The organism is Novosphingobium naphthalenivorans NBRC 102051, from assembly GCF_001590985.1.
Taxonomy (GTDB): Bacteria; Pseudomonadota; Alphaproteobacteria; order Sphingomonadales; family Sphingomonadaceae; genus Novosphingobium; species Novosphingobium naphthalenivorans.
In genome coordinates this window covers 1-25,710 of record NZ_BCTX01000026.1, presented here as the reverse complement: position 1 = coordinate 25,710, position 25,710 = coordinate 1, and the positions used below count along the sequence as shown (strand labels likewise).

Here is a 25,710-nt window from a genome sequence, read left to right as displayed (position 1 = left end):
CGGCAGGATTCTATATCAGCTTGCAAGCCAAGGGAAGACCGGAAGCCCTTTGACCTTGAGCCACTCGGGATTGTAGAGCGAGGAGAGATAGCGAAAGCCCGTATCGCACAGGATCGTCGCCACCCGCGCCTTGGGCCCGAGCTGCCTGCCCAGCGCCACTGCGCCCGCGACATTGATGCCCGAGGACAGGCCGAGGCACAGCCCCTCTTCCGCCAGCAGGCGCCGCACCCATTCGAGGCCTTCCTCGTCCGACATGCGGAACTGGGTATCGATCGGCGCGCCTTCGAGATTGGCCGTGATACGCCCCTGCCCGATCCCTTCCGCGACCGAAGAGCCTTCCGCCTTCAACTCGCCATGCGCGTAGTAGTTGTAGAGCGCCGCACCGTGCGGATCAGTGAGCGCGATCGTGATCTTATCGTCGAACGCCTTGAGGCCCAGCCCGGTGCCGGCAATCGTACCGCCCGTGCCCGCCGCGCAAGTAAAGCCGTCGATCCGGCCTTCCATCTGCTGCCACAGCTCCGGCGCGGTGCTTTCGATGTGAGCCTTGCGGTTGGCGATATTGTCGAACTGGTTGGCCCAGATCGCGCCTTCGGTCTCTTCGGCGAGACGGCGCGAGGTGTGGACGAAGTGGCCGGGGTTGGAGAAGGGCGCGGCCGGAACCAGCACCAGTTCGGCCCCGAGCGCGCGCAGCGTGTCCATCTTCTCGCGCGATTGCGTCTCGGGCATGACGATCACCGTCTTGTAACCCAGCGCATTGGCGACCAGCGCCAGACCGATCCCGGTATTGCCCGCCGTGCCCTCGACAATCGTGCCACCGGGCTGGAGCAGCCCCTTGGCCTCGGCATCGCGCACGATCCACAGCGCCGCGCGGTCCTTCACCGAGGCGCCGGGATTGGCGAATTCGCACTTGCCCCAGATCTCGCAACCTGCCGCCTCGCTCGGCCCCTTGAGCAGGACGAGGGGAGTGTTGCCGATCAGATCGAGCGTCGAACGCTTTGCTTGCGGTGCAGTCATACCGCCCGAATTAGGAAAGGCAGGAGCAAGGCGCAAACGAATTGCACCTTACCCCTGCCAAGCCAAACTTGCAGGCAGATCATGAGCGCCCCCCACCCCGCGCCCCCCACCCGGCCTCCCATCAAGTATACTTTCGTGGGAGGCCGGGTGGGGGCGCGGGCTGGTGCCGGAACCGGGAAGCCACCCGTCAGGTGGGTTCCCGGAGTCTCTTCTCAGTCTTCCTTGGCGATCGTGACCTTGCAGCCTTCCAGGACCGCCGTCACCGGCACCTGGCAAGACAGGCGCGAGAATTCGTTGCGGTGGTCCGAGCTGTCGAGCAGGTCGTTCTCGTCCTCGCTCATCTCCGGCAGCTTGTCCATGTAAGCCGGATCGATGTGGACGTGGCAGGTCGCACAGGAGCAGCAGCCGCCGCACAGCGCCAGCAGTTCGTCAAAGCCCGCGTCACGGATGACTTCCATCAGAGTGCGGCCTTCAGCCGCCTCTACGCTCGATTCCTCACCCGACTGATTGACGACGATAATCTGCGGCATACTAACGGATCCCCTTTGATACACCATGTATCGAAAATGCAATGGTAGGCGCGTTTGCCGGAGGCTGCTAAAGGCTGCAACCCGCTTTTGCAAGGTAGCTGACGACATGGGTTTGACCGCTGACGCACTCGTTTCTGGCCTCGACGCGATCGCCGCGCGCGAACCCGCGATGGCCCGCGCGCTCGAACTGGCCGGATACCCCGAACCGCGCATCCGCCCTACCGGCTATGCCACGCTGCTGCGCACGATCGTCGGCCAGCAGGTGAGCGTGGCCGCGGCCGCTTCGGTCTGGGCGAAACTCGAAGCCTTGCTGGGCGAAGGCCTGCCCCCCGATGCCGTGCTGGGCGCCGATTTCGACGCGCTGCGCAGCTGCGGCCTCTCGCGCCAGAAACAGGGCTATGCGCGCTCCCTGTGCGAACTCGTTGTTGCCGGCGCACTCGACCTTGAAGCCCTGCCCGAGGATGACGAGGACGCCATTGCCCAGCTCGTGCAGATCAAGGGCATCGGCCGCTGGTCCGCGGAAATCTATCTGCTCTTTGCCGAAGGCCGCCCGGATATCTGGCCCGCCGGGGACCTCGCCGTGCAGGCCGGCCTGCACAAGATCCTCGGCCTCGACGCGCGCCCGGGCGAAAAGGAAACCCGCGCGCTTGCCGAGCAATGGCGCCCGCACCGGGGTTCGGCCGCGATCTTCACCTGGCATTGCTACAACAACGCGGCGCTGTAGGGGCGGCCCGGTTATTTCAAGGTCATCAGGTAGCGGATGACTTCCTTACGCTTCGCCGGGTCGGGAATACCGGCGAACGGCATTTTCGTGCCCGGCACGGTTTTCTGCGGAGACGTGAGCCACTTGTCGAGCGTGGCCTGATCCCATGTCAGCCCGGAGGCCTTGAGCGCTTCGCTATAGGCATAGCCCGGAACACTGCCCGCCTTGCGCCCCGCCACGCCCGCAAGGCTCGGGCCGACGATGGTCCTGCCCGGTTCGGTCGAATGGCAGGCCGCGCAAACGGCAAAAGCGCCGGGTCTGGCTGCGGCGGCATTGGGGGAACTGGCCTCGGCCGCACGCCCCATGACGGCAATGGCAAGCAGCGATAGCGAGGCGAGGCACAACATCGCCACATGGAACTTGCGCATTACCTGACCTCGACCCTCTTGAAACAAAATGAGAGCAGGCAGCCACAGGCCTGCGGCCGCCTGCTCTCGTTCACTGCAAAATCCCCGCCGCTCAGAAGCGGTCGGCATTCATCACTTTGGTCCAGGCCGCGACGAAATCGTCGACGAACAGCTTGCCCGCATCATCGGAGGCATAGGCTTCCGACACGGCCCGCAGTTCCGAGTTCGATCCGAAGATCAGATCGACCGGCGTGGCCGTCCACCTGGCAGCGCCGCTGGCCCGGTCCTTGCCGTCATAGAGCCCGGGCGTGGCCGACTTCGACCAGACCGTGTCCATCGACAGCAGGTTGACGAAGAAGTCGTTCGAGAGCGTGCCCGGACGGCTGGTGAACACGCCGTTGGCCGAACCGCCGGCATTGGCACCCAGCACGCGCATACCGCCCACGAGCACGGTCATTTCCGGCACGGTGAGGTTCAGCATGTCCGCCTTGTCCACCAGCGCGGGAGCCGGCGCCTGATAGGAGTCCGCCGCATAGTAGTTGCGGAAACCGTCAGCCTTGGGCTCGAGATAGCCGAACGAGGTCACGTCGGTCTGCGCCTGCGTGGCATCGACACGGCCGGGCGTAAACGGCACCGTGATCGTGTAGCCGCCCTTGGCCGCCGCCTGCTCGATCGCTGCATTGCCGCCCAGCACGATCAGGTCCGCCAGCGAGACCTGCTTGCCGCCCTTGGCGCCCTTGTTGAAGGCCTTCTGGATCGCCTCCAGCTTGCCGACGACCTTGGTCAGTTCGGCCTTGTCGTTGACGGCCCAGTCCATCTGCGGCTGCAGACGGACGCGGGCGCCATTGGCACCGCCGCGCATGTCGGTGCCGCGGAAGGTCGAGGCCGAAGCCCAGGCGGTGCGCACCAGTTCGCTGCCGGTCAGGCCCGAGGCGAGGATCTTGCCCTTGAGTTGCGCTTCATCGGCGCTGTCGATCATCGCATACCTGGCTTCGGGCAGCGGGTCCTGCCAGCCGTAGCTCTCGGTGGGAATGTCCTTGCCGAGATAGCGCGCCGACGGGCCGAGATCGCGGTGGGTCAGCTTGAACCAGGCACGGGCAAAGGCCTTGGCGAAGGCGGTATTGTCCTTGCGCCACCCTTCCAGAATGGCCCGGAACTTGGGATCTTCCTTGAGCGCGATGTCGGTGGTGAACATGATCGGCGCGTGGGTCTTGCCGGGAATATGCGCGTCGGGAACGAGGTTCGCAGCCGCCGGATCGCTCGGGATCCACTGGGTCGCCCCGGCCGGGCTCTTGGTCTTGACCCAATCGAAGTTCATCAGATTGTCGACATACTGCATGGTGAACATCGTCGGGGCCGCCGACCAGGCGCCTTCAAGGCCGCTGGTGATGGTATCCTCGGCATTACCCTTGCCGCAGTTGTTCTTCCAGCCGAGCCCCTGCTGTTCGAGACCGGCCGAAGCAGGATCAGCCTCCATGCACTCTTCCGGCTTGTGTGCGCCGTGCGCCTTGCCGAAAGTGTGGCCGCCCGCGATCAGTGCGGCGGTTTCCTCGTCGTTCATCGCCATGTTGCCGAAAGCGCGGCGGATGTCGGCAGCCGCGGAGATCGGATCGCCGTTGCCGTTGGGGCCTTCCGGATTGACGTAGATGAGGCCCATCTGCACGGCGGCCAGCGGCCCCTTGAGATTGCCCTTGGTATCGCGGCGCTGATCGCCCAGCATCTTCATTTCCGGGCCCCAGTAAACAAGGTCCGGCTGCCAGGCATCGATGCGGCCGCCTGCAAAGCCGACAGTCGTGAAGCCCATGTCCTCCAGCGCGACATTGCCGGTGAGGACCATCAGATCACCCCACGAAAGCTTGCGCCCGTACTTCTGCTTGATCGGCCAGACGAGGCGCCGGGCCTTGTCGAGGCTGACATTGTCGGGCCAGGAATTGAGCGGCTCGAAGCGCTGCTCGCCGCCGTCCGAGCCGCCGCGCCCGTCACCCACGCGATAAGTGCCGGCACTGTGCCAGGCCATGCGGATGAAGAACGGGCCGTAATTGCCATAGTCGGCCGGCCACCAGGGCTGCGAGGTGTGGAGCACCTTGCGGATATCGGCCTTCACCGCATCCAGATCGAGCGAGGCAAATTCCTTCGCGTAGTCGTAATCCGCGCCATAGGGATTGGACTGGGCTTCGTGCTGGCGCAGCGCGGCCAGGTCGAGGCTCTTGGGCCACCAGTCCTTGTTGGTCATGCCCGGCGCCATCGGCGCGGCCGCGTCCTGGGCCAGTGCCGGCGGGGCCATCAGCGCGACAGCCGTTCCCAGCAGCAGCGACGTAAGCGGCCTCGGGGTTTTCCTGAACATCTTTCCTCTCCTGTTGCGAAAGGCTCCATCGAGCCGGACGCCGGGATACGCCCCGCCACGACAGGCGGAAAACAGGAGTGCCTCGTTAGAGTAATCGGAGAATTCGATCAGAAATGAAAAGTTACATAAGTTTCATAATCTGTTCGCGTGCGCAGCACTGGAGCTGAGCCGATATTGCGCGTGTCGAGACACACCAGCGCCGGGCCAACGTGTCTCGACTTCGCTCGACACGAACGGCCCCCGCGCAGATCAAACGCACGATGCTCTAGGCAGCTACAGTTCCCAGCCTCAGACGATCCCGTCGATGAACCGCGCCATCGCCACATCGCGCTCGCTCAGTCCGCCTGCGTCATGCGTGGTCAGGCGCACGCGCACCTTGTTGTAAACATTGAACCATTCGGGATGGTGATCGGCCTTGTCGGCGTAGAGCGCAACCCGGGTCATGAAGCCGAAAGCCTCGTTGAAATCGCCGAATTCCAGCTCGATTTCGAAAGCAAGGCCATCCTCGCTCAGGCCCCAGCCGGGCAGGCCCTTCAGCACTTCGTCGCGTTCGGCATCGGTCAGGCGGGGGATGGTCATGTCACTCTCCTTGGCAGTGCGCGCGGTTTCCCCTATCGCACAGCGCGATGCAACACCCGTCGACGCAAGGCGCCGCCGTTTCCGTAACCGATCTCGCGTGCCGGCGCGGCGACAGAGTGCTGTTCCGGCGCCTCTCGCTGCGCCTTGCGGCGGGTGAGGCGCTGCAGATCGCGGGCAGCAACGGCATCGGCAAGTCCAGCCTGCTGCGGATCGTCGCGGGGCTGGCGCCCGCTTTCGCCGGATCGGTGGAAGTGACCGGCACGATCGGCCTCATCGACGAGCGCCCCGCGCTCGATCCGGTGCAGCCGCTCGGCAAGGCGCTGGCCTTCTGGCAGCGGATCGACGGTGCCGCGGACAACGAACTGGCCCGTCTCGGCCTTTCCGACCTGCTCGACGTGCCGGTGCGCTATCTGTCCACCGGGCAGAAGAAGCGCGCCGCGCTGGCCCGGCTGATCGGGCAGAAAGCCCGCGTGTGGCTGCTCGACGAGCCGCTCAACGGTCTGGATGTCCATGCCGTGGAACTGACCGAGGCCCTCGTCGCCGAACATTGCGCGCAAGGCGGGATTGCCCTGGTCGCCTCGCACCAGCCGTTCGACCTGCCGGGCATGGGCAGACTGGCGCTGGCGGAGTATGCGGCATGAGCGGGCGGATCATGGCCCTGCTGCGCCGCGACCTTACGCGCCTGCTGCTGGGCGGACGCGGCGGCGGAGCAGTGCTGCCGGTGCTGTTCTTCCTCTCGGTGGCGATGCTCTATCCTTTCGCGGTCGGCCCCGATGCACCGCTGCTGGCGCGCACCGGCGGCGGCGTGATCTGGGTCGCCGCCCTGCTCGCCGCGATCCTCCCGCTCGACCGGCTGGTTGAACCCGACATCGAAATGGGACTGTTCGACCAGTGGGCGCTGCGCGGCATATCCGAGGAACTGGTGATCGCGGTGCGTGTACTGGCTCACTGGCTGAGCTTCGGCCCGCCGCTGATGCTGGCCGCCCTGCCCGCCGCCGCGCTGCTCGGCCTCGACGGCAAGACGCTGCGCATTGTCGAAATCGGACTGCTCGCGGGCACGCCGGGCCTTGCCGCGCTGGGCGTCACCGTCGCGGCGTTGACCGCAGGGCTGCGCGGCGGCGCGGCGCTGTCCGGGCTGCTGGTGATCCCGATGGCCGTGCCGATCCTGATCTTCGGTGCCGGCAGCTTGGGCATGGGCGGTGAAAGCGGGCTGGCGCTGACCGGCGCGGCCAGCCTTGTCCTGCTGGCCATCGCGCCTTTCGCGGGCGGCGCGGCCGTGCGCGCGGCGCGGGGCTGATCCGCTTCCCGCCTCTCCCGGATCAATTGCAGGAGATCAATTGCAGGCTGGCTCCGGCCCGCTATCCTTGCCCGAAGCACACGAGGAAAGGCTGACCGCATGAAGAAGGGATTCGTCGACAACATCGAGAAGCTGACCGAGGAGAACACCGACTTCCGCCGCGTTCTCTACACCGGGCAGAACCTGCAACTGGTGCTCATGTCGATCGAACCGGGCGACGAAATCGGCGCCGAAGTCCATCTCGACATCGATCAGTTCTTCCGCGTCGAAGGCGGCGAAGGCGAAATTTCGATCGACGGCATAGTGCACAGGGTCAAGGCCGACGACGGCATCGTCGTGCCGGCGGGCGCCCTGCACAATGTGGTGAGCGTGGGCACCGAGCCGCTCAAGCTCTACACCATCTACGGCCCGCCCGAACATGTCGATGGCACGGTGCACAAGACCTGCGCCGAAGCCAGCACGGCCCACGAACATTTCGACGGAAAGACCACCGAATAAGCGCCGCACCGCTTCGCCGCGCCGTCAGCCTATCGGCAAGCTGCCTGTGGAAAAGACGGGGGATAGTCCGGGTATTACCTGACGATAACCCGTCACATCCGGCGGCTGCGCGGCGGTGCGGCGAGGTAGATCTCGTCCTCTTGCGGAATGTTGGCCGGCAGGCCTGGAAAGGGAATGCTGTGCGGGCTCGATGCCGCATGGCGCATGAGCACGCGAGCGACCTCGCCGCGCGGCAGACCGCGCGAGAAGAGAAAGCCCTGGCCGATCTTGCACCCCAGTTTCTGCAACCGGACCGCCTGCGCCACCGTTTCGACACCTTCCGCGACGACCTTGGCGCCCAGCTTTCCCGCGATGGCAACCAGCCCCGCAATGATCGTGCCGCTGACTTCGTCCTCTGGAAGGCGGGCGGTAAAACTCTGATCGATCTTGATGAAATCGACGGGCAATTCCAGCAAATGGGTCAACGAAGCGAAGCCCGTGCCGAAATCGTCGAGCGCGATGCGGACACCGCGCCGCCGCAAACCGGAAATGATGTCCACCACCAGCTTGTCCCGGTCGCCGATATAGACGCTTTCCGTCACTTCCAGGACGAGATGCCTGAGAAGCGCCTCCTCGGCAAAGAGCTGATCGAGGAATCCCCCGAGCCGGCCTCCGCGCAGATCCACGGCCGTGATGTTGACGCCGACATACCCGAAATCGATGCCCAGTTCGCGCCAGGTGCGCATATCGTCGGAAACCGCCGAAAGCATGCGCTGCGTGAGGATCGAGGCAACGCGCGCATCGCTGGTGGCATCTGCAAAGGTTGCGGCGGAAATGACCTCACCGCTGGGAGAGATCATCCGGCATAATGCCTCCAACCCGACGATGCGCTGGTCGTCCAGCCGCACGATCGGCTGATACCAAGCCTCGATACGCCCTTCCCTGAGCGCGGCATCAAGGCTCTCTATCGAGGAAATCCGGGCAATCATGCGCGTACCGATGCCCTTGCAATACTTCACGAAGCCGCCGCGGCGCGTTTCCTTCGCATGATAGAGTGCAAGATCGGCATGGTGGCGCACTTCATCGGCCGAGGCTTCCTCGCCCGTGACAACCGCCCCGCCCATGGTCGCTTCGGCAACGATCGAAAACTGCTCGCACTCGATCGGAACCGCAAGCACATCGAGAACCTTGCGCGCGGCCTTTCCCATGTCCCTCAGCCGCTCGGGATCCTTGATGAGCAAGGCGAATTCATCACCGCCGATGCGGAACGCCCTGTCGGGAATGGCGAAGTGCGAAAGGCGCGCCGCCACTTCCTGCAGCAGCCGGTCTCCCACAGCATGGCCGAACGTGTCATTGACTGTCTTGAGATTGTCGAGATCGATCATGAGGACCCCCCATCCACCGGCCTCGTCGCAGGCGAGATGGGTAATGGCCCGGTTGAAACTGCCCTGGTTGGGCAGTTCCGTCAGAGCATCGGTATTGGCGCGGCGTTCGCGATCGGCCACCCGGAGATCGCGGGCAAAGGCGAGCTGGCACAGATGCAGGCAGACGCCGACGATCTCGCGTTCTTCCGGGGTCGGCCCGCGCGGTTCGCGAAAATAGAGCGCGAAGGTAGCCAGAACGGTCTTCTTCTCATCGACCAGCGGCGAAGACCAGCAAGCCCTGAGCCCCAGCGAAAGCGCAGCCTGCTGAAAAGTGGGAAAAGGGGACCAGCGCGGATCGCTGGCGATATCATGCACTTCCACCGGCTGGCCGAGATAGGCTGCGGTTCCGCAAGCCCCGACATTGGGGCCGATCGTCAGATTATCCAATCCCTGGGAATAGGCCTCAGGCAGGCTTGGCGCGGCAAGAGGGTGAAGCGTGCCGCTGCGATCCACCGTCAGGACGGAGCAGACAACGCCTTGAAATCGCCCTTCGATCTGCAAGCAGATATCGTGCATCACCTCTGCCAGAGGTAAGCCTTTCGCTATCAATTCAAGTATGGCCGCCTTGAACTTCAGCACATCCGGTCCAGTTCACACTCTCCGCGAAATATCTTTCAGTAGCTGACAATGGTTAACAGCCCACCACTGTCCATCTAGTTACAGATGTTTTTTGCAGGAATGCTTCCCCGCCCGAAACGGGGCCGGGGCGGGCAAGGCAAGAAGCCGCCCCAGCCAAGGTCAGGAGTGAACCGGACGCCCCATGACAAGCGCCGGGTCCGGAGGGACTTGACCAGAGAGCCAAGCCGCGTATCAATAGCTATTGATAATCATTCGCATTTGCAACCCTCTTTGGAGATTCGGACATGTACCAGTACGTCGACCGTCCTTTGACCACTCTCGACGAGGGCTCCCGCTTCCTCGTCTGGTCCATGCGTGCATGGGTCGCGGCCGTGGGCCACAAGCGCTGTCCCGCGCGGATGCTGGCTCCTGCCTTTGCCAAATGGCGCATGATCGGCGGGCTGCAGGCCTTCCATCGCACGATGCTGCTGTTCAACCGCGACGCGCTGGAAACATTCGCGTTCTGCTCGCTTTCCTGCCCGCATGTGTCCGAGCACGAGGCGGTCATTCTCGAACTCGTCACATCGCTGCGCGATCGCGGCCCGCTGGCCACCCGCAAGACGCTGGACCTGCTGATTGCCGAAGAAAGCGTCGGCGACATGCTCGAAACGCTCTCGCGGCTGGGCGCGGTCATGGCGATTGCGGGGATCTTTCCCGGCGAAGCGGCTCCGGCAAAGGACCTGCGCGCCTGAATCGGCCCGCCAGAACTGACCTGCAAGTCAGTCCAGCGGCGCGACGTCGACCGAGAAGAACATGGTCTGCTGCGACGAGCCCCGGAAGGTCCCGTCCAGCGGCGCGACGTCCGAATAATCGCGCCCCATGCCGATGAAGATGTGGTCGGTATCGGCCAGCACGGCATTGGTCGGATCGAAGCCGACCCAGCCGTATTCCTCGCCGCACCACAAGTTGACCCAGGCGTGCATGGCATCCGCGCCGACCAGACGCTCTCGCCCGGGCGGCGGCAGAGTGCGCAGATAACCGCTGACATAGGCCGCCGGAATGCCGTGCGCGCGCGCCGCGATAATCATGATATGACTGAAATCCTGACACACGCCGTGGCGGTTGCGGAAAGCCACGATCGGCGGCGTGTCAGTCTGCGTCGCGCCGGCATCGAAAGCGAATTCCTCGTGAATCGCCTGCATCAGCGCCCGCCCCGCCTCCATCACCGGCATTGCCTCGTCGAGGAACGAACCGGCCCACATCGCGATCTCGTGCTCGGGCACCGCGATCGGGGAAGCAAAGATATAGGACGCCGGCGCCAGGTCCGAGAGATCGGGCGTTTTCATCGCCCGTTCGCGCAGATCGGCAAGACTGGGCCCCGCAGCCTCGCTCAGGAAGAACGGAAGCTCTTCCCGCTCGACGGCAAAGCGGCTTTCGATCTGCAACTGGGTGATCGGCTCGTGCAGCGAAAAGTGCGCCTCGTTCACATAATAGCCGCCGTCCGCCTCGCTCACTTGCGCGGGCTGCGGATCGATCGTGAGCGTATAGTCGCTGACGGTCTGCCCCGGCCACCGCGCCGGACGCAGGCGCACGTTGAACTGCGCGAGCCTGACGGGTGCCGCATATTCCAGCCTCGTCATATGAGTGACAGCGTAGCGCATCACAGCAACCGCGTTCTCTTTTCCGCTTCCTCGCGATCGAACTTGAGGAAGTAGCGCTCCGAAATCTCGTCGGACAGGTTCTGGAGCTGGGCTTCGATGGCCTCCAGCCGGTCCGCCGTCATATCCGGCGCAAGCGCCGCTTCGAGTTCCCCCAGCAGCGCGCGGGCGGCGCGCAGGGGCGGCTCGGGGATATTGTCATCGCGAAGGCTGGGCAAGGCCGCAAGGTGGCCGACGATCTGCGCCACCTGATACTTGAGCGCGCGCGGATTGTCCGGATCGAGCAGAACGAGATCGCGCACTGGATTGATCATCGGCCCGGTCAGGTAACGGCTGCGATAGATGATCTGGCTGTCGCACAGATCGAGCAGCATTCCGAGCGCTTCCTCCCCGCACGCGTCCGAGGCCAGCCTGGCCGCCATCCGGCACGTCACCTGGGCCCGCTCGATCCGCTGCCCGATCTGCAGGAAGCGCCAGGCCGCCGAGCGGACCATGTTTTCCGAGACCAGCCCTGCCAGGGCGCTGAAATGCTCAGTGAGCCAGCGTGCACTCGCCAGCATACTCTGCGGCCGGTTGGCGTCGAACGAGGGCATCGGCCGGCTGACGATACGCCAGAAATCACGGGCAAAGCGCTCGCGCAGCGACAGCCCCACCTGCATCCGCCGCCGCACCAGCGCGGCGACCCCGCCGGGCAGATGCGTCTCGGTAAGCGCCCGCGCGCATACCGTCGCGGCGGACTTTGCCGCTGTCCGGGCATCGATCGCGCCGAATACGCCGAGCAGGTCGACAAGGCCGGTCATGCCCTCCCCGACGCCGTCGATGCCGTTCTCGCCTTCCATCGAACTGCCCAGCAGCGCGCGCACGATCCGCACGACCGTTTCCGCCCGCTCGTTGTAACGGCCGAACCAGTAGAGATTGTCTGCCGCCTGACTGGCGAGAATGCCGCCGCCGCGCGAGATCGGCGGTTCCTCGGCAGGCCGGGCCGGCGCGGCATGTCCGGCCGGTTTTTCATCCACGACCCAGACATCGGCGGACAACTCGCCCGCCCCCATCAGCGAGGTCGGCAGGGCATTGCTGGAGGACAGGCGCGCGAAACCGCCCGGCATCACGGTCCATTGGCCGTCGGCAGTGCGGGCCACGAACGCGCGCACGGTAAAGGGGCGCGGCGCGATGGCCCCGTCGATGATCGCCGGAGTAGTCGAAAGGTGGACGATCTCCTGCCCGCAATAGTCCATCGGCCGCCGCCGCATGGCTTCCTGCAGTTCCTTGCGTTCGTCCGGGCCGAGACCGGCCCCTGCCACCGGCTGGCGCGTCGCCAGCCCTTCAACCGGAAGGCCGAAGGCCGGCAGCAGCGCCAGTTCGTCGAAGCGGCCGGACACCGTCGCGCTTTCAGCGGCCTGCCCGCACCACCAGGTGGCAATGTTGGGCAGAACCGGCTCCTCGCCCAGCAGCACCTTGCACAGGCGCGGCATGAACGCGGCGAAGGCCGGGGTCTCCAGCACTTCCACGCCCGGCCAGTTGACCATCCCGACACCGCCGGCCGCCCAGGCTTCGAAGAGATTGGCGACGCCCAGTTGCGACTTGGCATCGAACGAGAGCGGATCGAGCGAGGTCGTGTTGATCCAGCGCCAGACCGCATCGACCCGCTTCGGCCCGGCAATCGTGCCGACATAGAGGCGGTCGTCGATCACCGAAAGATCGCGCCCCTCCACCAGCGGAAGGCCGAGATAACGCGCAAGGTGCGCCTGTTCGGCGTACGTCTGGTTGAAACGGCCGGGCGTCAGCAGCGCCACGCGCGGCCGGTCACGGCCGCAGGCGGCGGCCATGCCGTCGCGCATCTGCGCGAAGAACTCGTTCACCCGCCGGGCATGGATGTCGACCAGGACATTGCCGGCGGTGCGCCGCATCGCAAGGCGGTTTTCCAGCGCATAGCCGACGCCGCTGGCCAAGCGGACGCGATCCTGCAGCACCCGCCACTGCCCGCGCGGCCCGCGGGCAAGATCGGCCGCATAGACATGGATGAAATGGCCGCGCTTGGGGCTGTTGCCCACCATCTTGCGGGCAAAGAACGGGCTTCCTGCAACCACGGCGGCGGGCAAGTGCCCCTCCTTCACCACCCGCTGCGGCCCGTAGACGTCCCTGGCCAATTGCTCGAACAGAGTCGCGCGCTGGATCAGGCCGCGTTCGACTTCGGCCCATTCCCCGGAGCCGACGATCAGCGGCATGGCCGTCAGCGGCCAGCCGCGCTCATCCTCGTCGCCGGTAATGCGGAACGCCAGCCCCAGATCCGCCGCATGGCGAGTGGCCGCGTCCTGCAGGGCATTCAGATCGCCGTCCGAACTTTCCGCCAGTGCGGCCGCCACCGATTTCCAGCACGCGGCAGCGGCCCCGGAGGCGTCCCCGTAGAGATCGCCGCCGGCGACTTCTACGGGATAGCCTTCGAGCCACCCCTCCGGGCGTTCCACGGTGCTGACAGACCGCTTTTTCGCCATGTCCTCACACTAGGCCGATCGGGCGCCGCAAGTCGAGCGTGCAGGGAAATTCGCCGGAGACTTCCAGCGGCGGCACCGGCAGCGGGCCGGGCGAATGCCCGTTGTCGAAGAAGCGCGCCTTGCGCCGGGCTTCGGCCTCGTAGTCGTTGACCGGCACCGTATCATAGCTGCGCCCGCCCGGATGCGCGACCTGATAGACGCAGCCCCCCAGCGAGCGGCCGTTCCACAAGTCGTAGATGTCGAACGTCAGCGGTGCGTGCGGCGGCAGCATCGGATGGAGGCACTCGGCCGGCCACCATGCCTTGTAGCGCACCCCGCCCACGCCCTCTCCAGGCGCGACCATGGTCAGCGGCACCCGGCGGCCATTGCAGGTGATGACGTGGCGTCCCTTGACGAGGCCGGTGGCCTTGACCTGCAGGCGCTCGGTCGAGCTGTCGACATAGCGCACGGTCCCGCCGATCGCGCCGGTTTCGCCCAGCACGTTCCAGGGTTCGAGCGCATGGCTGATCTCAAGGCTGACCCCGCCGCCTTCCACTTCGCCGTGAATCGGGAAGCGGAACATGCGCTGCGCCTCGAACCAGTTGGGATCGAAATCGTATCCGGCCCGGCGCAAGTCGCCCAGCACATCGAGGAAATCGGTCCAGACATGATGGCCCAGCATGAACTTGTCATGCAGCTGCGTGCCCCAGCGCACCAGCGGCCCGTCCTGCGGCTCCTTCCAGAACCACGCGGTGAGCGCGCGCAGGAGAAGCTGCTGGGCCAGGCTCATCTTGCCGTCCGGCGGCATTTCGAAGCCGCGGAACTCGACAAGGCCGAGGCGGCCGGTCGGGCCATCGGGGCTGAACAGCTTATCGATGCAGATTTCGGTGCGATGGGTATTGCCCGTGACGTCGACGAGCAGGTTGCGGAACAACCGGTCCACCACCCACGGTGCAGGCTGTTGCATGTGGGGCCCGGGAACCTGCGAGAGCGCGATCTCCAGTTCGTAGAGCGCGTCGTGCCGGGCCTCGTCGATGCGCGGGGCCTGGCTGGTCGGGCCGATGAACAGACCGGAGAACAGGTAGCTGAGCGAGGGATGCCGCTGCCAATAGATGACGAAGCTCTTGAGCAGATCGGGGCGGCGGATGAACGGGCTGTCGAGCAGGCTCGGCCCGCCGAGCACGATGTGGTTGCCCCCGCCGGTGCCGATCGAGCGCCCGTCGACCATGAACTTGTCAGCCGTCAGCCCGATCTCACGCGCGCAATCGTAGAGCGTTTCGGTGATATCCACCGTCTCGCGCCACGAAGCCGAAGGATGGATGTTCACTTCGATCACGCCGGGATCGGGCGTGACCTTGAGCACGGTCAGGCGCGGATCGGGCGGCGGCGGATAGCCTTCGATGCGCACCGGCAGCTTCAATTCCTCGGCCACCACTTCGATCGAGGCGACCAGTTCGAGGTAGTCCTCCAGCCATTCGGTCGGCGGGATGAACACCGCGAGGTAATCGCCGCGCGGCTCGACCGTCATCGCCGTGCGCACCGCGCCTTCGATGATGTCCTGCTCGACCACCGGCTGCGCGAACGTGTGCGGTTCGGGCACATGCTCGAAGCGCTGGCCCGCCAGTCCCTCGCGGGCCTGACTGCCACGCTCGATCACCTGCTTGCGGAAATCGGCCAGCGGCTCGCGCGCCTCGGCGGTGTCGCGCGGGTGGATATAGGGGAAATTCGACGGCGCCACATGCGGCAGCGAACCCAGCGGCAGGCGATACCCCAGCGCGGAATCGCCCGGAACCGCCGTCAGCACGCCCTTGCGCACGCGCCAGAACTCGCTGCGCCAGCGCGGCATCTGCTGGACCTGGTTGTTCCAGCGCTGTACCGGCAGCACGAAGCCGATCGCCTTGTCGAGCCCGCGCCGGTAGGTGCGCTTGAAACGGCGCGCCAGTTCCTCATCCTCGATGCTGGGATCGAGCGGCGAGGAATTCACCGGCAGTTCGTCCTCGCGCAGCATCCACGCGCCGGTATCCTCGAACACCGGCTGCACATAGTCCGGACTGACACCCAGTCCCTCGGCGGCGGCCTGCAGCAGCGCCGCGGCCTTCTGCACGTCGATGACAGGCACCGGATCGGGATCACCGCCCTTCTCCAGCGGCTTTTCGCCTGCAACCAGGCTGTCGTCATGCCAGATCGGCACGCCGTCCTTGCGCCAGTAGATCGAATAGCCCCAGCGCGGCAGCGTTTCGCCCGGATACCACTTGCCCTGCCCGTGGTGGAGCAGCGAGCCCGGCGCGAACTTCTTGCGCAGCAGCCGGATCAGCCTGTCGGCATAGGCCGCCTTGGTCGGCCCCACCGCCTCGCCGTTCCATTCGGGCGCCTCCAGATCGGTGGCGGCAATGAACGTCGGCTCGCCCCCCATCGTCAGGTTGACGGCATTGGCGGCAAGGTCCGCATCGACCTTGTCGCCCAGCGCCAGCAGGTTGTCCCAGCGCTCCTCGGTAAACGGCTTGGTGATGCGCACGGCCTCGGCAATGCGCGAGACGTCCATCTCGAAATGGAAATCGACTTCGGCCGGTTCCGCCATGCCTTCGATCGGCGTGGCCGAGCGGTAATGCGGGGTGGCACAGAGCGGGATATGCCCCTCGCCCGCGAACATGCCCGACGTGGCATCGAGCGCAATCCAGCCCGCGCCGGGCACATAGGCCTCGGCCCAGGCGTGCAGGTCGGTCACATCCTCCAGAACGCCCTGCGGCCCTTCCTTGGGGATGACATCGGCGACCAGCTGGATCGAATAGCCCGAGACGAACCGCGCGGCGAAACCGAGGCGGCGCAGCAGTTGCACCAGCAGCCAGGCCGAATCGCGGCACGAGCCGATTCCGGCCGTCAGCGTCTCTTCCGGGGTCATCACCCCGGCCTCCATGCGGATCACGTAATTGATCCGCTCCTGCAGCTGGCGGTTGATCTCGACGAGGAAATCGACCGTGCGCCCTTCGTATCCGGCATGGTGGGCGACCAGTTCCTCGAACAGCGGGCCTTGGTCCTCGATCTCGAAATAGGCGGCAAGGTCCGCCTTCATCGCCTCCGAATAGGCGAAGGGATATTCCTCCGCATCCGGCTCCACGAAGAAGTCGAACGGGTTGATCACCGCCATTTCGGCCAGAAGGTCCACCTCGATCGAGAAATGATCGATAGGATCGGGGAACACCACCCGCGCCAGCCAGTTGCCGTGCGGATCCTGCTGCCAGTTCAGGAAATGCTCGGGCGGGCTGATCTTCAGCGAATAGTTGGGGACTGCCGTCCGGCTATGCGGCGCCGGGCGAAGCCGGATCACCTGAGGGCCGAGATGGATGCGCCGCGAGTAGCGGTAGCGGGTGAGATGGTGCAGGGCTGCCTTGATCATCAGGTGCGAGTGTGCGCCAAACAATGCTGCGCTGCAACGATGTTCATTTCCCGTTTTGATCAAATTTGTTAGATTCAGACAAGTTTGCCTCCACTGCCCCGCAATTGTCATGCTTGCATGCAAGGGGCATCCCTGTGAAAACGAAAAGCATGCTGGATATTCGCGAAGAATCGGACGCCACGGAAACCTGCGAAACATCGCAGCTCGCCACTCTGCCCGAGCGTTTTTTCAATCGCGAACTGAGCTGGCTGGCCTTCAACGAGCGCGTTCTCGCCGAAGCGACCAATCCCAATTACCCTCTGCTCGAACGCCTGCGCTTCCTCTCGATCTCGGGCAGCAATATCGACGAATTCCTGATGGTGCGCGTGGCCGGGCTGGCCGGGCAGGTGCGCAGCCAGGTCGAGGAAGTCTCGATCGACGGCATGACGCCCTCGCAAGCCCTTGCCGCCACGCATGAAAAGGTTCTGGAGCTCGACCGGATCCAGCAGAAGGTGTGGTCCGGCCTCAAGGCAGAGCTTGCCGATGCCGGGATCACGGTGATCGGCGAGGAAAAGCTCGATCACGCGCGCGAACGCTGGCTGCGCGAATATTTCGAAGAGCACATCATGGCGGTGATCACGCCGCAGGCGATCGACCCCGCGCACCCCTTCCCCTTCGTCGCCAACCAGGGCATCGGCGTGCTGTTCTCGCTGACCCGCACGGCGGATGACGCGCCGGTGATGGAAATGGTGCTGATCCCCTCCTCGCTGCCGCGCTTCGTGCGCATTCCCGGCGAGCAGGCGGCATGGATCTCGATCGAGGACCTGATCTGCCACAATGCCGGCCAGATCTTCCCCGGCTTCAAGCTCAACGGCCACGGCGTCTTCCGCATCCTGCGCGACAGCGACATCGAGATCGAGGAAGATGCCGAGGATCTGGTGCGCTACTACCGCACCGCGATCCAGCGCCGCCGCCGAGGCCTCGTGATCGTGCTGCAATTACAGGGCAAGTTCGATCCGGCGGCGGAAGAGCTGCTGCGCGCCCAACTGGGGCTGGACAAGGCGCTGATCATGAAGACCGAGGGTCTGATCGGCTTTTCCGGCCTGTCCGCGCTGTGCGACGAGGACCGGCCCGAGCTGAAGTTCGAGCCCTATTCGCCCCGCTACCCCGAACGCATTCTGGAGCATGACGGCGACATCTTCGCGGCGATCCGCGAAAAGGACATCGTCATCCAGCACCCCTACGAAAGCTTCGAGGTGGTGATCGATTTCCTGCGCCAGGCCGCGCGCGATCCGGACGTGATCGCGATCAAGCAGACGCTTTACCGCGCGGGCAAGCAATCGGCGATCATCTCCGCCCTCATCGCCGCGGCCGAGCAAGGCAAGTCCGTAACCGCCGTCGTCGAACTGAAAGCCCGTTTCGACGAGGAGCAGAACCTACTCTGGGCCAGCCAGCTCGAACGCGCGGGCGTGCAGGTGATCTACGGCTTCGTCGACTGGAAGACCCACGCCAAGGTCTCGATGGTGGTCCGCCGCGAGGGGGACAGCCACCGCACCTACTGCCACTTCGGCACCGGCAACTATCACCCGATCACCGCGCGCGTATATACCGACTTGTCCTACTTCACTGCCGATCCGGCAGCGGGGCGCGATGCAGTGCGGCTGTTCAACTTCATCACCGGCTATGTCGAGCCCAAGCGCACCGAAGTTCTGGCCATCTCGCCGATCGGGCTGCGCGCCAAGCTGGACGAATGCATCGACGCCGAAATCGCCAGCGCACAGGCTGGCAAGCCGGCGGCGATCTGGGCCAAGATGAACTCGCTGACCGATCCCGAGCTGATCGACAAGCTCTATGCGGCAAGCCAGGCCGGGGTCGACATCATCCTTGTGGTACGCGGGATCTGCTGCCTGCGCCCCGGGATCACCGGATTGTCCGAGAACATCTCGGTCAAGTCGGTCATCGGCCGCTTTCTCGAACACTGCCGCATCTGGGTCTTCGCCAACGGCGCCCACTTGCCCAACCGGCGCGCCAAGGTCTTCCTGACTTCGGCCGACGGCATGAGCCGCAACCTTGACCGGCGCGTCGAAGTGATGGTGCCGATGCGCAACAAGACGGTGCACGACCAGGTCCTCGACCAGGTCATGATGGCGAACCTGCTGGATACCGAACAGAGCTGGATTCTCGGCCCTGACGGCAGCTACGAGCGCGTGGGCGAGGTGGAAAATCCCTTCAACCTGCACCGCTATTTCATGACCAACCCGTCGCTGTCCGGGCGCGGGGCTGCAATTGCCAGTGGACGAAAAGTACCAAAGCTCTCGCTAAGGCGCGGCAATATCTGACATAGGGCAGCTAGGCCGCCCGAAATGCCGGGCTATACGATTCGTCTGACTGAATGATCGGCATCAGCCACTCGACCGAGAAACGCGCCATTATCGACATCGGGTCGAACACGGTGCGCCTCGTGGTCTATAATGGACCGCCCCGCGCCCCGGTGGTGATCCTCAATGAGAAAGTGAACGCGCGCCTCGGGCGGGATCTCGGCAAGACCGGGGCCATCTCCGACAAGGCGATGCGCACCGCCTTGTCCGCGCTCGCCCGGTTCGCGGGGATGCTGCGGCTACTCAAGGTCGACAATGTCGAATGCGTGGCGACCGCCGCCGCGCGCGATGCCAGCAATGGCCCCGAATTCCTGGAGGCGGTTCGCGGCTTCGGCCTGTCTCCCCGCCTGCTTTCGGGCGAAGAGGAAGCCCGCGCCAGTGCCACCGGCGTGATTTCCGCCTTTCCCCACGCGCGAGGCGTGGCGGCTGACCTGGGCGGCGGCAGCCTCGAACTGGTGGAGATCGGCGGCGCGGAGGGCGGCGAAGTCCTCGACGGCGGCATCACCCTGCCCTTCGGCACCCTGCGCCTGTCCGACATGCGCGTGGCCGGTGCCCAGAAATTCGCCGCCACCGTGCGCACCGGCCTCAAGGCCCAGGCCTGGGACAAGGGCCGCGAACAGCCGCTCTACATCGTCGGCGGGTCATGGCGCGCGGTAGCGCTGCAGGCGATGCGCGTGCTCGAATGGCCGGTGGACGATCCGCACGGTTTCGAACTGCCCGCCAGCGAGGCCCTGCGCCTTGCCCGGCTGTTCGCCAAGGGCAAGATCGACAATCCGGACCCGCGCATTTCCAACGCGCGCCTTGCCACCCTGCCCGATGCCGCCGCGCTGATGGCGCAGTTGATTGCGAACCTGCATCCCTCGCATCTCGTGTTCTCCTCCTGGGGGCTGCGCGAAGGCCTGCTGCACCGGCAGCTTCCCGAGCGCATCCGGCAGGAAAGCCCGATGCTGGCCAGCGTCGCCGGCTTTGCCATGGGCGCGCGGGTGTCGTTCGACGATGCCGTGCGCGTCGTCCGCTGGACCACGCCGGTCTGCCTCGACGAGCCGCTGGACGGCGAAGTGCGGCAGGCCGCGACTCTGCTGGCGCTCGCCACCATGCGCACCGAGCCCAACCTGCGTACCGAGGAAGCGCTGACCTGGGCGCTGCGCAAGCGCTGGATCGGGCTCGACATGCATGGCCGGGCGATGATGGCGATGACGGTCTTCGCCAATTCCGGCCTGACCGAAATTCCGCCGCAGTTCCACCGCCTCGCCAGCAAGGCCGACCTTGACCGCGCGATCGGCTGGGGCCTTGCCGTGCGCTTATGCCGCCGCCTGACCGCCTGCGCCGAACCGGGCCTTGCCGCCACCTCGCTGGCAATCCGCGACGGCAGGCTGGTGCTCTCGCTGGACGGCCTTGCCGCGCCGCTTTTCGGGCCGGGCAACGGCAAGGACTTCAAGGCGCTCGCCGACTGGCTCAAACTGGAAGCAGTGGTGGAAACACCCGAAGGCGCACTGGCCGCAAGCTGACGGCAAGCGCCGGACGGGTTCAGCCGACCAGCGTCTTGCTCTCCGCAATCTGGCTGATACCGCGCTTGCCGTCCTGACGGTCGAGCTGGACGACGATGTCGATCACCGAGGCGGCATATTCCAGCGTCTCGGCGCGGGTGAGGCCAATGCCGGTCTGCATCGACATCAGCGCGATCTGCTCCAGCGCGCCGCGCGGGGTATTGGCGTGAACGGTCGAGAACGAGCCCGGATGGCCGGTATTGATGGCGCGCAGGAAGCTGACCGTCTCGGTGCCGCGCAGCTCGCCCAGCACGATCCGGTCGGGGCGCAGGCGCAATGCGGCCTGCAGCAGGTCATTGGCGGAAACCTTCGCCTCGCCCAGTTCGCCCTTCACCGCGATCAGCCCCACGCCATTGGCGCCGGGCAAGTGCAGTTCGGCAGTATCCTCCACCAGCACGACGCGTTCATGCGAGGGGATTTCCGACAGCATGGCGTTGAGGAACGTGGTCTTGCCGGTCGAGGTGCCGCCCGAAATCAGGATCGTGCGGCGGCGGCGGATGGCATCGCGCAGGAAGGCGATCGGCTCGGCCATGGCGTCGGGCGCCGCTTCCTCGCGCGGGGGCGTGATCGGCCCCCGGTCATAGGCATCGAGCGGCAGTTCGAGCAGGCGGTGGCGGCGGATCGCCATGGCCCAGTTGGCGCGCGTTGCGGGCGGGCCGACGAGCTGGATACGCGCCCCGCCCCCCGCTTGTCCATTTTGCCCGCCATAGGCCGGGAGCGTGGCCGAGAGCAGCGGATGCTCACGGTTGATGCCCTGATGGCTGATCCGCGCGACCTGTTCAGCCAGACGCTGGAGCAGGCGGTTGTCCATCTCAGGCAGCAAGACACGCTGCATCCCCGGATGCGCGGCATCCTCAATCCATACTTCGCCGGGCCGGTTGACGAGGATTTCGGTCACTGTCTCCCGGTCGAGCCAGGGGCGCAGCGGCGCCAGATAGGCATCGAGATAGACGCTGCGCGGCGCCTGGGATTCGGGCCCTGCTTCAGACACGGGCACGGGTCCCGAAGCACGCTCCGGCTGCAAGATGAGAACGTCTGCCATGATACGTCACTGGACCTGGCTGAAATCGAGATCCTTGGCGGTGAACACGCGGATCGGCTGCCCCTGACGGACACGGATCGTCGGCCCCACGCTGGAGCTGTTCTGCACCGCTGCGGCCGCGGCCGACTGGCCGCCGCCCGCAACCACCACGCTCGCGCCGCTCGATGCCAGCGAGGACAGGCCGCCAACGACCGAGAGCAGCATGGCCGAACCGAAGCGTTCGAAGAAATGCGTGCTCACCTTGCCTGGCAGGCCGGTTTCGCCGCCGAAGGCAATCGCGGGCGAGCCGAGGTTCACCGAAACCCCGTCCGGACGGATCAGGCGGGTCCAGATCACGTAGGCGCGCTTCTGCCCGGCGCTGAGGCCGCTCTTGTACTGGCCGATAAGGCGCGAAGAGCGCGGGACCAGCACATGCCGGCCATCGAAGCTGCGCACATCGGTGGAAACGATCGCGCGGACATAGCCGGGCACGTCGGTATCGATCGCGGTTTCCAGCACCGCCGGGATCAGCGTGCCCTGCGTTACCGTGGTCGCCGGATCGAACGAGCTGGCCGCCGTCGCGGTCGTGCCGGTGCCCGCCAGACGCGCAGCGAAATCATCGTTGGCATTGCCGCTGCTCTTGGCTTCCCCGGCGGGGCCCACTGCGGCAGGTGCACCGCCACCGGTGCCCACGTCGAATACGACAGTCGGGCTGGCATAGGGGTTCGCGGCGGGCGCCCCGTTGGCAGCAGGCGGCGCGGCGAGAACCGGGGCCGGAGCGGGCGCAGGCAGCGGCGCAGGCGCGGCGGCGGGCTTCTGCTCAGGCGCCGGAACAGCAGCGGCAGGCGCCGGGGCGGCCGGCTGCGGCGCGGGGTTGGTATCGGGGTTCGGACCGGCCGTACCATTGCGGGCGGCATCCATCGACCACAGGGTCAGGCCGCCCAGAGCCGCGATAATCAGAACACCCGCGGCCAGGCCCAGCCCGTCCCCGCGCTTGCGCTGGGAGACCTGCGGCAGGACATTGCGGGTCGCCAGATCGATGACCTGTGCGCCTTCACCGTCACGCGGATCGGTAGCCCCTTCGGGCGAGATGCGTTCACGCAGGGAGGAATTGGGCGCCATCTCTTAGTTCCCCTTTGCCGTCGCGGACGGAGCAGCCGCAGGATTGGCCGTGTTCGCGGCCATCGCCGCACCGGGCGCGGCGGAAACCGGCCGGGTATTCTCAAGCACGGCACTCGCCTTGCCCGAACGCAGGATGATCTTGCCGGGCACATCGGGCAGCACGATAGTGGAATCGTGCACCGCGTAGTTCACCGGGCCTTCCTCGCCCTTCTCGTTCTCGACGAGGATCGCCGGAACCGACGATTTCTCGGGCCAGACGAGGTAGGTCGAATTGCCGTCGTCATAGATGCGCGCGGGCAGCAGCTTGTCCGAGCCGGAGCGCTTCCACGCAAAGTTCAGGCTCGCCGGGTCGGCGGGCACCGCCATCGGATCGCCCGTGGCCAGCGCCTGCTCGGCCGGATTGAGATCCGCCATGGCCGCGCCCGGAACCGGTGCCTCGCGCGGTTCGTCCTTGTAGGTGAAACGCAGCATGTAGAGCGGCTTCGCCTTGGGCGAGGCCACGAGATCGAAGAAATAGGTGTGACGGTTGGTCACGACCGTCATGTTGGTGCGCGCAGTGCCTTCCAGCGGCTTTACGAAGAGCAGGTCAGCGCGCTTGTTCGGCGTGATCTGCCAGGCCTGGGAATCGCCGACCGCGACGTTTTCGATCGACTCGCCGTCACCGAATTCGATCGCCGCCTGAATGCCGGCCTTGCCGTCGATACGCACCACTTCGTTGTCGCTGAAGGCGTGATCGACCAGACGGGAGTCCTCGGCCTGGGCCGGAACCGCCAGTGCGAGCAGAACGGGGCCGGCCAGAACGGGCGCGAGCAGCGCGGCGCGCGATGCCAGGGCGCGGGTCATTGTATCTTCTCCTTGGCCGGCATCCGGCCGGTATCGTTCGAGGCGCCGCGAAAGCGGCTGCCGATCCCGCGCGTGCGCGAGCTATTGTCACTGGAGCGCATCGGCTCGATGCCGCCGCCCGAGATATGGGTAACGACCGTGCGGCGATCGCTGGCGCGTGTGTCCGGGCCGCCCGCCTGCTGGGGCGCTTCCGCCATGGCCGAAGCTCCGGCGCTGGCAATGCCCGAGGCGCGCCCCTGCACGGCGGCCGGAGCCGGTGCTGGCGCAAACGTGGAAACCGCAGGAGCCGCCGAGGCCTGTCCGCCGCGCGTGCCGCGCTCTTCGCCGGCCAGCCCGAACACGCGCCAGCCCGCAGCCATTGTCGCGGTCACTTTGACCACCATGACCATCAGCGCAACGTGCACGGCCGCGACGAGGAAGAACGCCATGGCCGCGCGCCCGTCGATCTCGCCCATATTCGCGCTCTGCACGAGGCTGGAAATGATCGGCACCAGCAGTTCAAGCGTGATCCCGCCGCCCAGCACCACGAACAGCGGCGTCAGCGCGGTCATGGCGACGCCGCGCAGCCAGCCGGCCGTCAGCCCGCGCGTGCCGTCGAACAGTCCCAGAACGATGAAGATCGGCCCGATCGCCAGCAGCACGGCCAGCGCAATGCGCGCCGTCAGCAACACGCCCACAGTGCCGAGCAGCAGCAGGAGCGCGCCCATCCACATGATGGTTTCGGGCGTTATCATGCCGCCAGCACCGGCCGCCGCTTTCGCGGCATCGCCGCCGCCCTGCCCGCTGCCGTTGGTGGCAATATCGGAAATCGCGCCGAAGACGATGTCGATGCGGTCGCCGAAGATCGTGGTGGCAGAGCCCTTTACGCCCATCAGCAGCCCGGCAATCCAGTCCGGCCCGCCCAGCGCGAGGTTCCACACGACATTCTGGTAAGCGAGCCAGCTCGTCGCGAAGGTCAGCACCACGCCGATGCGCAGCATCCGCGGCGTCAGCGCCGAGACGCCCAGTGTCGTGCGGCCGGTCAGCAGCGAATAGGCGAAGAAGGCGATGTAGAGCGTGAGGACAATCGTCAGCACTGGCGCCATCGCGCCGCCCGCACCGAACAGGCGGCCGAACGCGCTGGCGGCCATCTCGTTGGCCACGCAGTCGACCGCGCGCAGCGCCGGGGCGACCCCGGCGGAAGCGACTTCGGTAAGCGGATCGCAGGCGCTCGCCATACCGCTTACTCGGCCGCCTCGATCCAGAGCTGGCCGTCTTCAGCATCGCCCGGCCACTGCAGGCCCGTGAGCACCGGATACCAGACCGCAGGCTCGTCGCCGTACCGCTCGCGCAGCTGGTCGAGCTTGCGCACCGTGCTTTCACGGCCCGAGAGGACCGTGAGCACTTCGGGCATCCCCGAAAGGTCAAGCCGGACCACCACCGAGGCATCGGACTGGCGGATCAGGAAGCAGCGCGAATGCGCGGGCAGCGTGCGGATCACGTCCAGCTCGTGCTGGGTCAGGCCGAAGCCCTCGCAGTAATCCTCATAGCGCGCGCGGGCATTGGGCATGAACAGCATCGTCGCGGTCTGTTCGACCAGCGCGGTGGCGATCTTGCTGTCCAGCGCGTCGCGGGCCGACTGGGTGGCGAAGCCCACCAGCGCGTTGCGCTTGCGCAGCGTCTTGAGCCAGTCGCGAATGCGCGCGGCGAAGACCTCGTCGTCGAGCGCCTTCCAGCCCTCGTCGATCAGGATCATCGTCGGCTCGCCGTCCAGACGCTCGTCGATGCGGTGGAACAAGTACATCATGACCGGCGTGCGCAAACGCGGGCTTTCCAGCAGCGCGGTCATGTCGAAGCCGAGCACGCGGGCCGAAAGATCGAGCTGGTCGTGCTGGTTGTCGAACAGCCAGCCATGCTCCCCGCCCTGAATCCAGGCATCGAGGCGCGAGGCGAGATCGCCCGGCTCGGGGCGGCGGGCGCCCGCC

The 25,710-nt window shown here is 65.9% G+C and carries 21 protein-coding genes; 7 read left to right on the top strand and 14 right to left on the bottom strand.

Going from position 1 to position 25,710, the window contains the following annotated elements; translation table 11 throughout:
* Positions 1–15 precede the first annotated feature (15 nt).
* On the bottom strand, positions 16–1,014 hold the full coding sequence (locus NN5_RS10400) for a cysteine synthase A (RefSeq protein ID WP_067734140.1): 999 nt from the start codon (positions 1,012–1,014) through the stop codon (positions 16–18).
* Between the two features lie 212 nt (positions 1,015–1,226).
* Complete coding sequence (locus NN5_RS10395; RefSeq protein WP_067734139.1) at positions 1,227–1,544, bottom strand: 2Fe-2S iron-sulfur cluster-binding protein; 318 nt, start codon at positions 1,542–1,544, stop codon at positions 1,227–1,229.
* A 106-nt stretch (positions 1,545–1,650) separates the two neighbouring features.
* Between NN5_RS10395 and NN5_RS10390 the strand changes: the two genes are divergently transcribed.
* Positions 1,651–2,268, top strand: coding sequence for a DNA-3-methyladenine glycosylase family protein (locus NN5_RS10390; protein ID WP_067734138.1), 618 nt, complete (start codon positions 1,651–1,653; stop codon positions 2,266–2,268).
* 11 nt (positions 2,269–2,279) lie between these two features.
* Here NN5_RS10390 and NN5_RS10385 read toward each other — a convergent pair whose 3' ends face one another.
* The 3 genes from NN5_RS10385 to NN5_RS10375 all read right to left on the bottom strand — a co-directional run bounded on the left by NN5_RS10385 (position 2,280) and on the right by NN5_RS10375 (position 5,577).
* Complete coding sequence (locus NN5_RS10385; RefSeq protein ID WP_084384869.1) at positions 2,280–2,675, bottom strand: c-type cytochrome; 396 nt, start codon at positions 2,673–2,675, stop codon at positions 2,280–2,282.
* Between the two features lie 91 nt (positions 2,676–2,766).
* Positions 2,767–4,998, bottom strand: coding sequence for a catalase/peroxidase HPI (gene katG, locus NN5_RS10380; protein ID WP_067734137.1), 2,232 nt, complete (start codon positions 4,996–4,998; stop codon positions 2,767–2,769).
* A 288-nt stretch (positions 4,999–5,286) separates the two neighbouring features.
* On the bottom strand, positions 5,287–5,577 hold the full coding sequence (locus tag NN5_RS10375; protein ID WP_067734136.1) for a 4a-hydroxytetrahydrobiopterin dehydratase: 291 nt from the start codon (positions 5,575–5,577) through the stop codon (positions 5,287–5,289).
* Between the two features lie 47 nt (positions 5,578–5,624).
* On the opposite strand from NN5_RS10375, the gene ccmA reads away from it, so the two are divergent.
* From ccmA to NN5_RS10360, 3 genes are all read left to right on the top strand, one after another.
* Positions 5,625–6,218 carry a heme ABC exporter ATP-binding protein CcmA gene (gene ccmA / locus NN5_RS10370; protein ID WP_067734135.1) on the top strand — a complete coding sequence of 198 codons (594 nt, stop codon included), beginning with the start codon at positions 5,625–5,627 and terminating at the stop codon, positions 6,216–6,218.
* Positions 6,215–6,874, top strand: coding sequence for a heme exporter protein CcmB (locus NN5_RS10365; RefSeq protein WP_067734134.1), 660 nt, complete (start codon positions 6,215–6,217; stop codon positions 6,872–6,874). Before ccmA ends, NN5_RS10365 begins: the two co-directional genes overlap by 4 nt.
* Before the next feature lie 99 nt (positions 6,875–6,973).
* Positions 6,974–7,372, top strand: coding sequence for a cupin domain-containing protein (locus tag NN5_RS10360; RefSeq protein WP_067734133.1), 399 nt, complete (start codon positions 6,974–6,976; stop codon positions 7,370–7,372).
* Positions 7,373–7,464: 92 nt separating this feature from the next.
* Here NN5_RS10360 and NN5_RS10355 read toward each other — a convergent pair whose 3' ends face one another.
* Positions 7,465–9,291: a putative bifunctional diguanylate cyclase/phosphodiesterase gene (locus NN5_RS10355; RefSeq protein WP_245656397.1), complete on the bottom strand. Its 1,827-nt coding sequence runs from the start codon at positions 9,289–9,291 to the stop codon at positions 7,465–7,467.
* A 347-nt stretch (positions 9,292–9,638) separates the two neighbouring features.
* On the opposite strand from NN5_RS10355, the gene NN5_RS10350 reads away from it, so the two are divergent.
* Positions 9,639–10,085: a hypothetical protein gene (locus NN5_RS10350; RefSeq protein ID WP_067734132.1), complete on the top strand. Its 447-nt coding sequence runs from the start codon at positions 9,639–9,641 to the stop codon at positions 10,083–10,085.
* Positions 10,086–10,112: 27 nt separating this feature from the next.
* Here NN5_RS10350 and NN5_RS10345 read toward each other — a convergent pair whose 3' ends face one another.
* The 3 genes from NN5_RS10345 to NN5_RS10335 are packed head-to-tail and all read right to left on the bottom strand — an operon-like array spanning position 10,113 to position 16,856.
* Positions 10,113–10,994 carry a transglutaminase family protein gene (locus tag NN5_RS10345; protein WP_067734131.1) on the bottom strand — a complete coding sequence of 294 codons (882 nt, stop codon included), beginning with the start codon at positions 10,992–10,994 and terminating at the stop codon, positions 10,113–10,115.
* Positions 10,994–13,483: a circularly permuted type 2 ATP-grasp protein gene (locus tag NN5_RS10340; protein ID WP_067734130.1), complete on the bottom strand. Its 2,490-nt coding sequence runs from the start codon at positions 13,481–13,483 to the stop codon at positions 10,994–10,996. Before NN5_RS10340 ends, NN5_RS10345 begins: the two co-directional genes overlap by 1 nt.
* Before the next feature lie 4 nt (positions 13,484–13,487).
* Complete coding sequence (locus tag NN5_RS10335; protein ID WP_067734168.1) at positions 13,488–16,856, bottom strand: transglutaminase family protein; 3,369 nt, start codon at positions 16,854–16,856, stop codon at positions 13,488–13,490.
* A 149-nt stretch (positions 16,857–17,005) separates the two neighbouring features.
* Here NN5_RS10335 and NN5_RS10330 point away from each other — a divergent pair, with 149 nt between their 5' ends.
* The gene (locus NN5_RS10330; RefSeq protein ID WP_067734129.1) at positions 17,006–19,174 is read left to right on the top strand and encodes an RNA degradosome polyphosphate kinase; all 2,169 of its coding nucleotides are present in this window, start codon (positions 17,006–17,008) and stop codon (positions 19,172–19,174) included.
* A 53-nt stretch (positions 19,175–19,227) separates the two neighbouring features.
* Positions 19,228–20,721, top strand: coding sequence for a Ppx/GppA family phosphatase (locus NN5_RS10325; protein WP_067734128.1), 1,494 nt, complete (start codon positions 19,228–19,230; stop codon positions 20,719–20,721).
* 19 nt (positions 20,722–20,740) lie between these two features.
* Here NN5_RS10325 and virB11 read toward each other — a convergent pair whose 3' ends face one another.
* The 5 genes from virB11 to NN5_RS10300 all read right to left on the bottom strand — a co-directional run.
* Positions 20,741–21,802 (bottom strand): P-type DNA transfer ATPase VirB11, encoded by a 1,062-nt coding sequence (virB11, locus tag NN5_RS10320; RefSeq protein WP_067734127.1) that lies wholly within the window; start codon positions 21,800–21,802, stop codon positions 20,741–20,743.
* Positions 21,803–21,808: 6 nt separating this feature from the next.
* Entirely contained in the window at positions 21,809–22,903 is a 1,095-nt protein-coding gene (locus tag NN5_RS10315; protein ID WP_067734126.1) for a TrbI/VirB10 family protein, read from the bottom strand.
* Positions 22,904–22,906: 3 nt separating this feature from the next.
* Positions 22,907–23,746, bottom strand: a complete 840-nt coding sequence (locus tag NN5_RS10310; protein WP_067734125.1) for a TrbG/VirB9 family P-type conjugative transfer protein — start codon at positions 23,744–23,746, stop codon at positions 22,907–22,909.
* The gene (locus NN5_RS10305) at positions 23,743–24,963 is read right to left on the bottom strand and encodes a TrbL/VirB6 family protein (protein ID WP_067734124.1); all 1,221 of its coding nucleotides are present in this window, start codon (positions 24,961–24,963) and stop codon (positions 23,743–23,745) included. Before NN5_RS10305 ends, NN5_RS10310 begins: the two co-directional genes overlap by 4 nt.
* A gap of 5 nt (positions 24,964–24,968) precedes the next feature.
* The coding region (locus NN5_RS10300) for a TraG/VirB4 family ATPase (RefSeq protein WP_444543911.1) at positions 24,969–25,710 on the bottom strand (742 nt) is incomplete at its 5' end.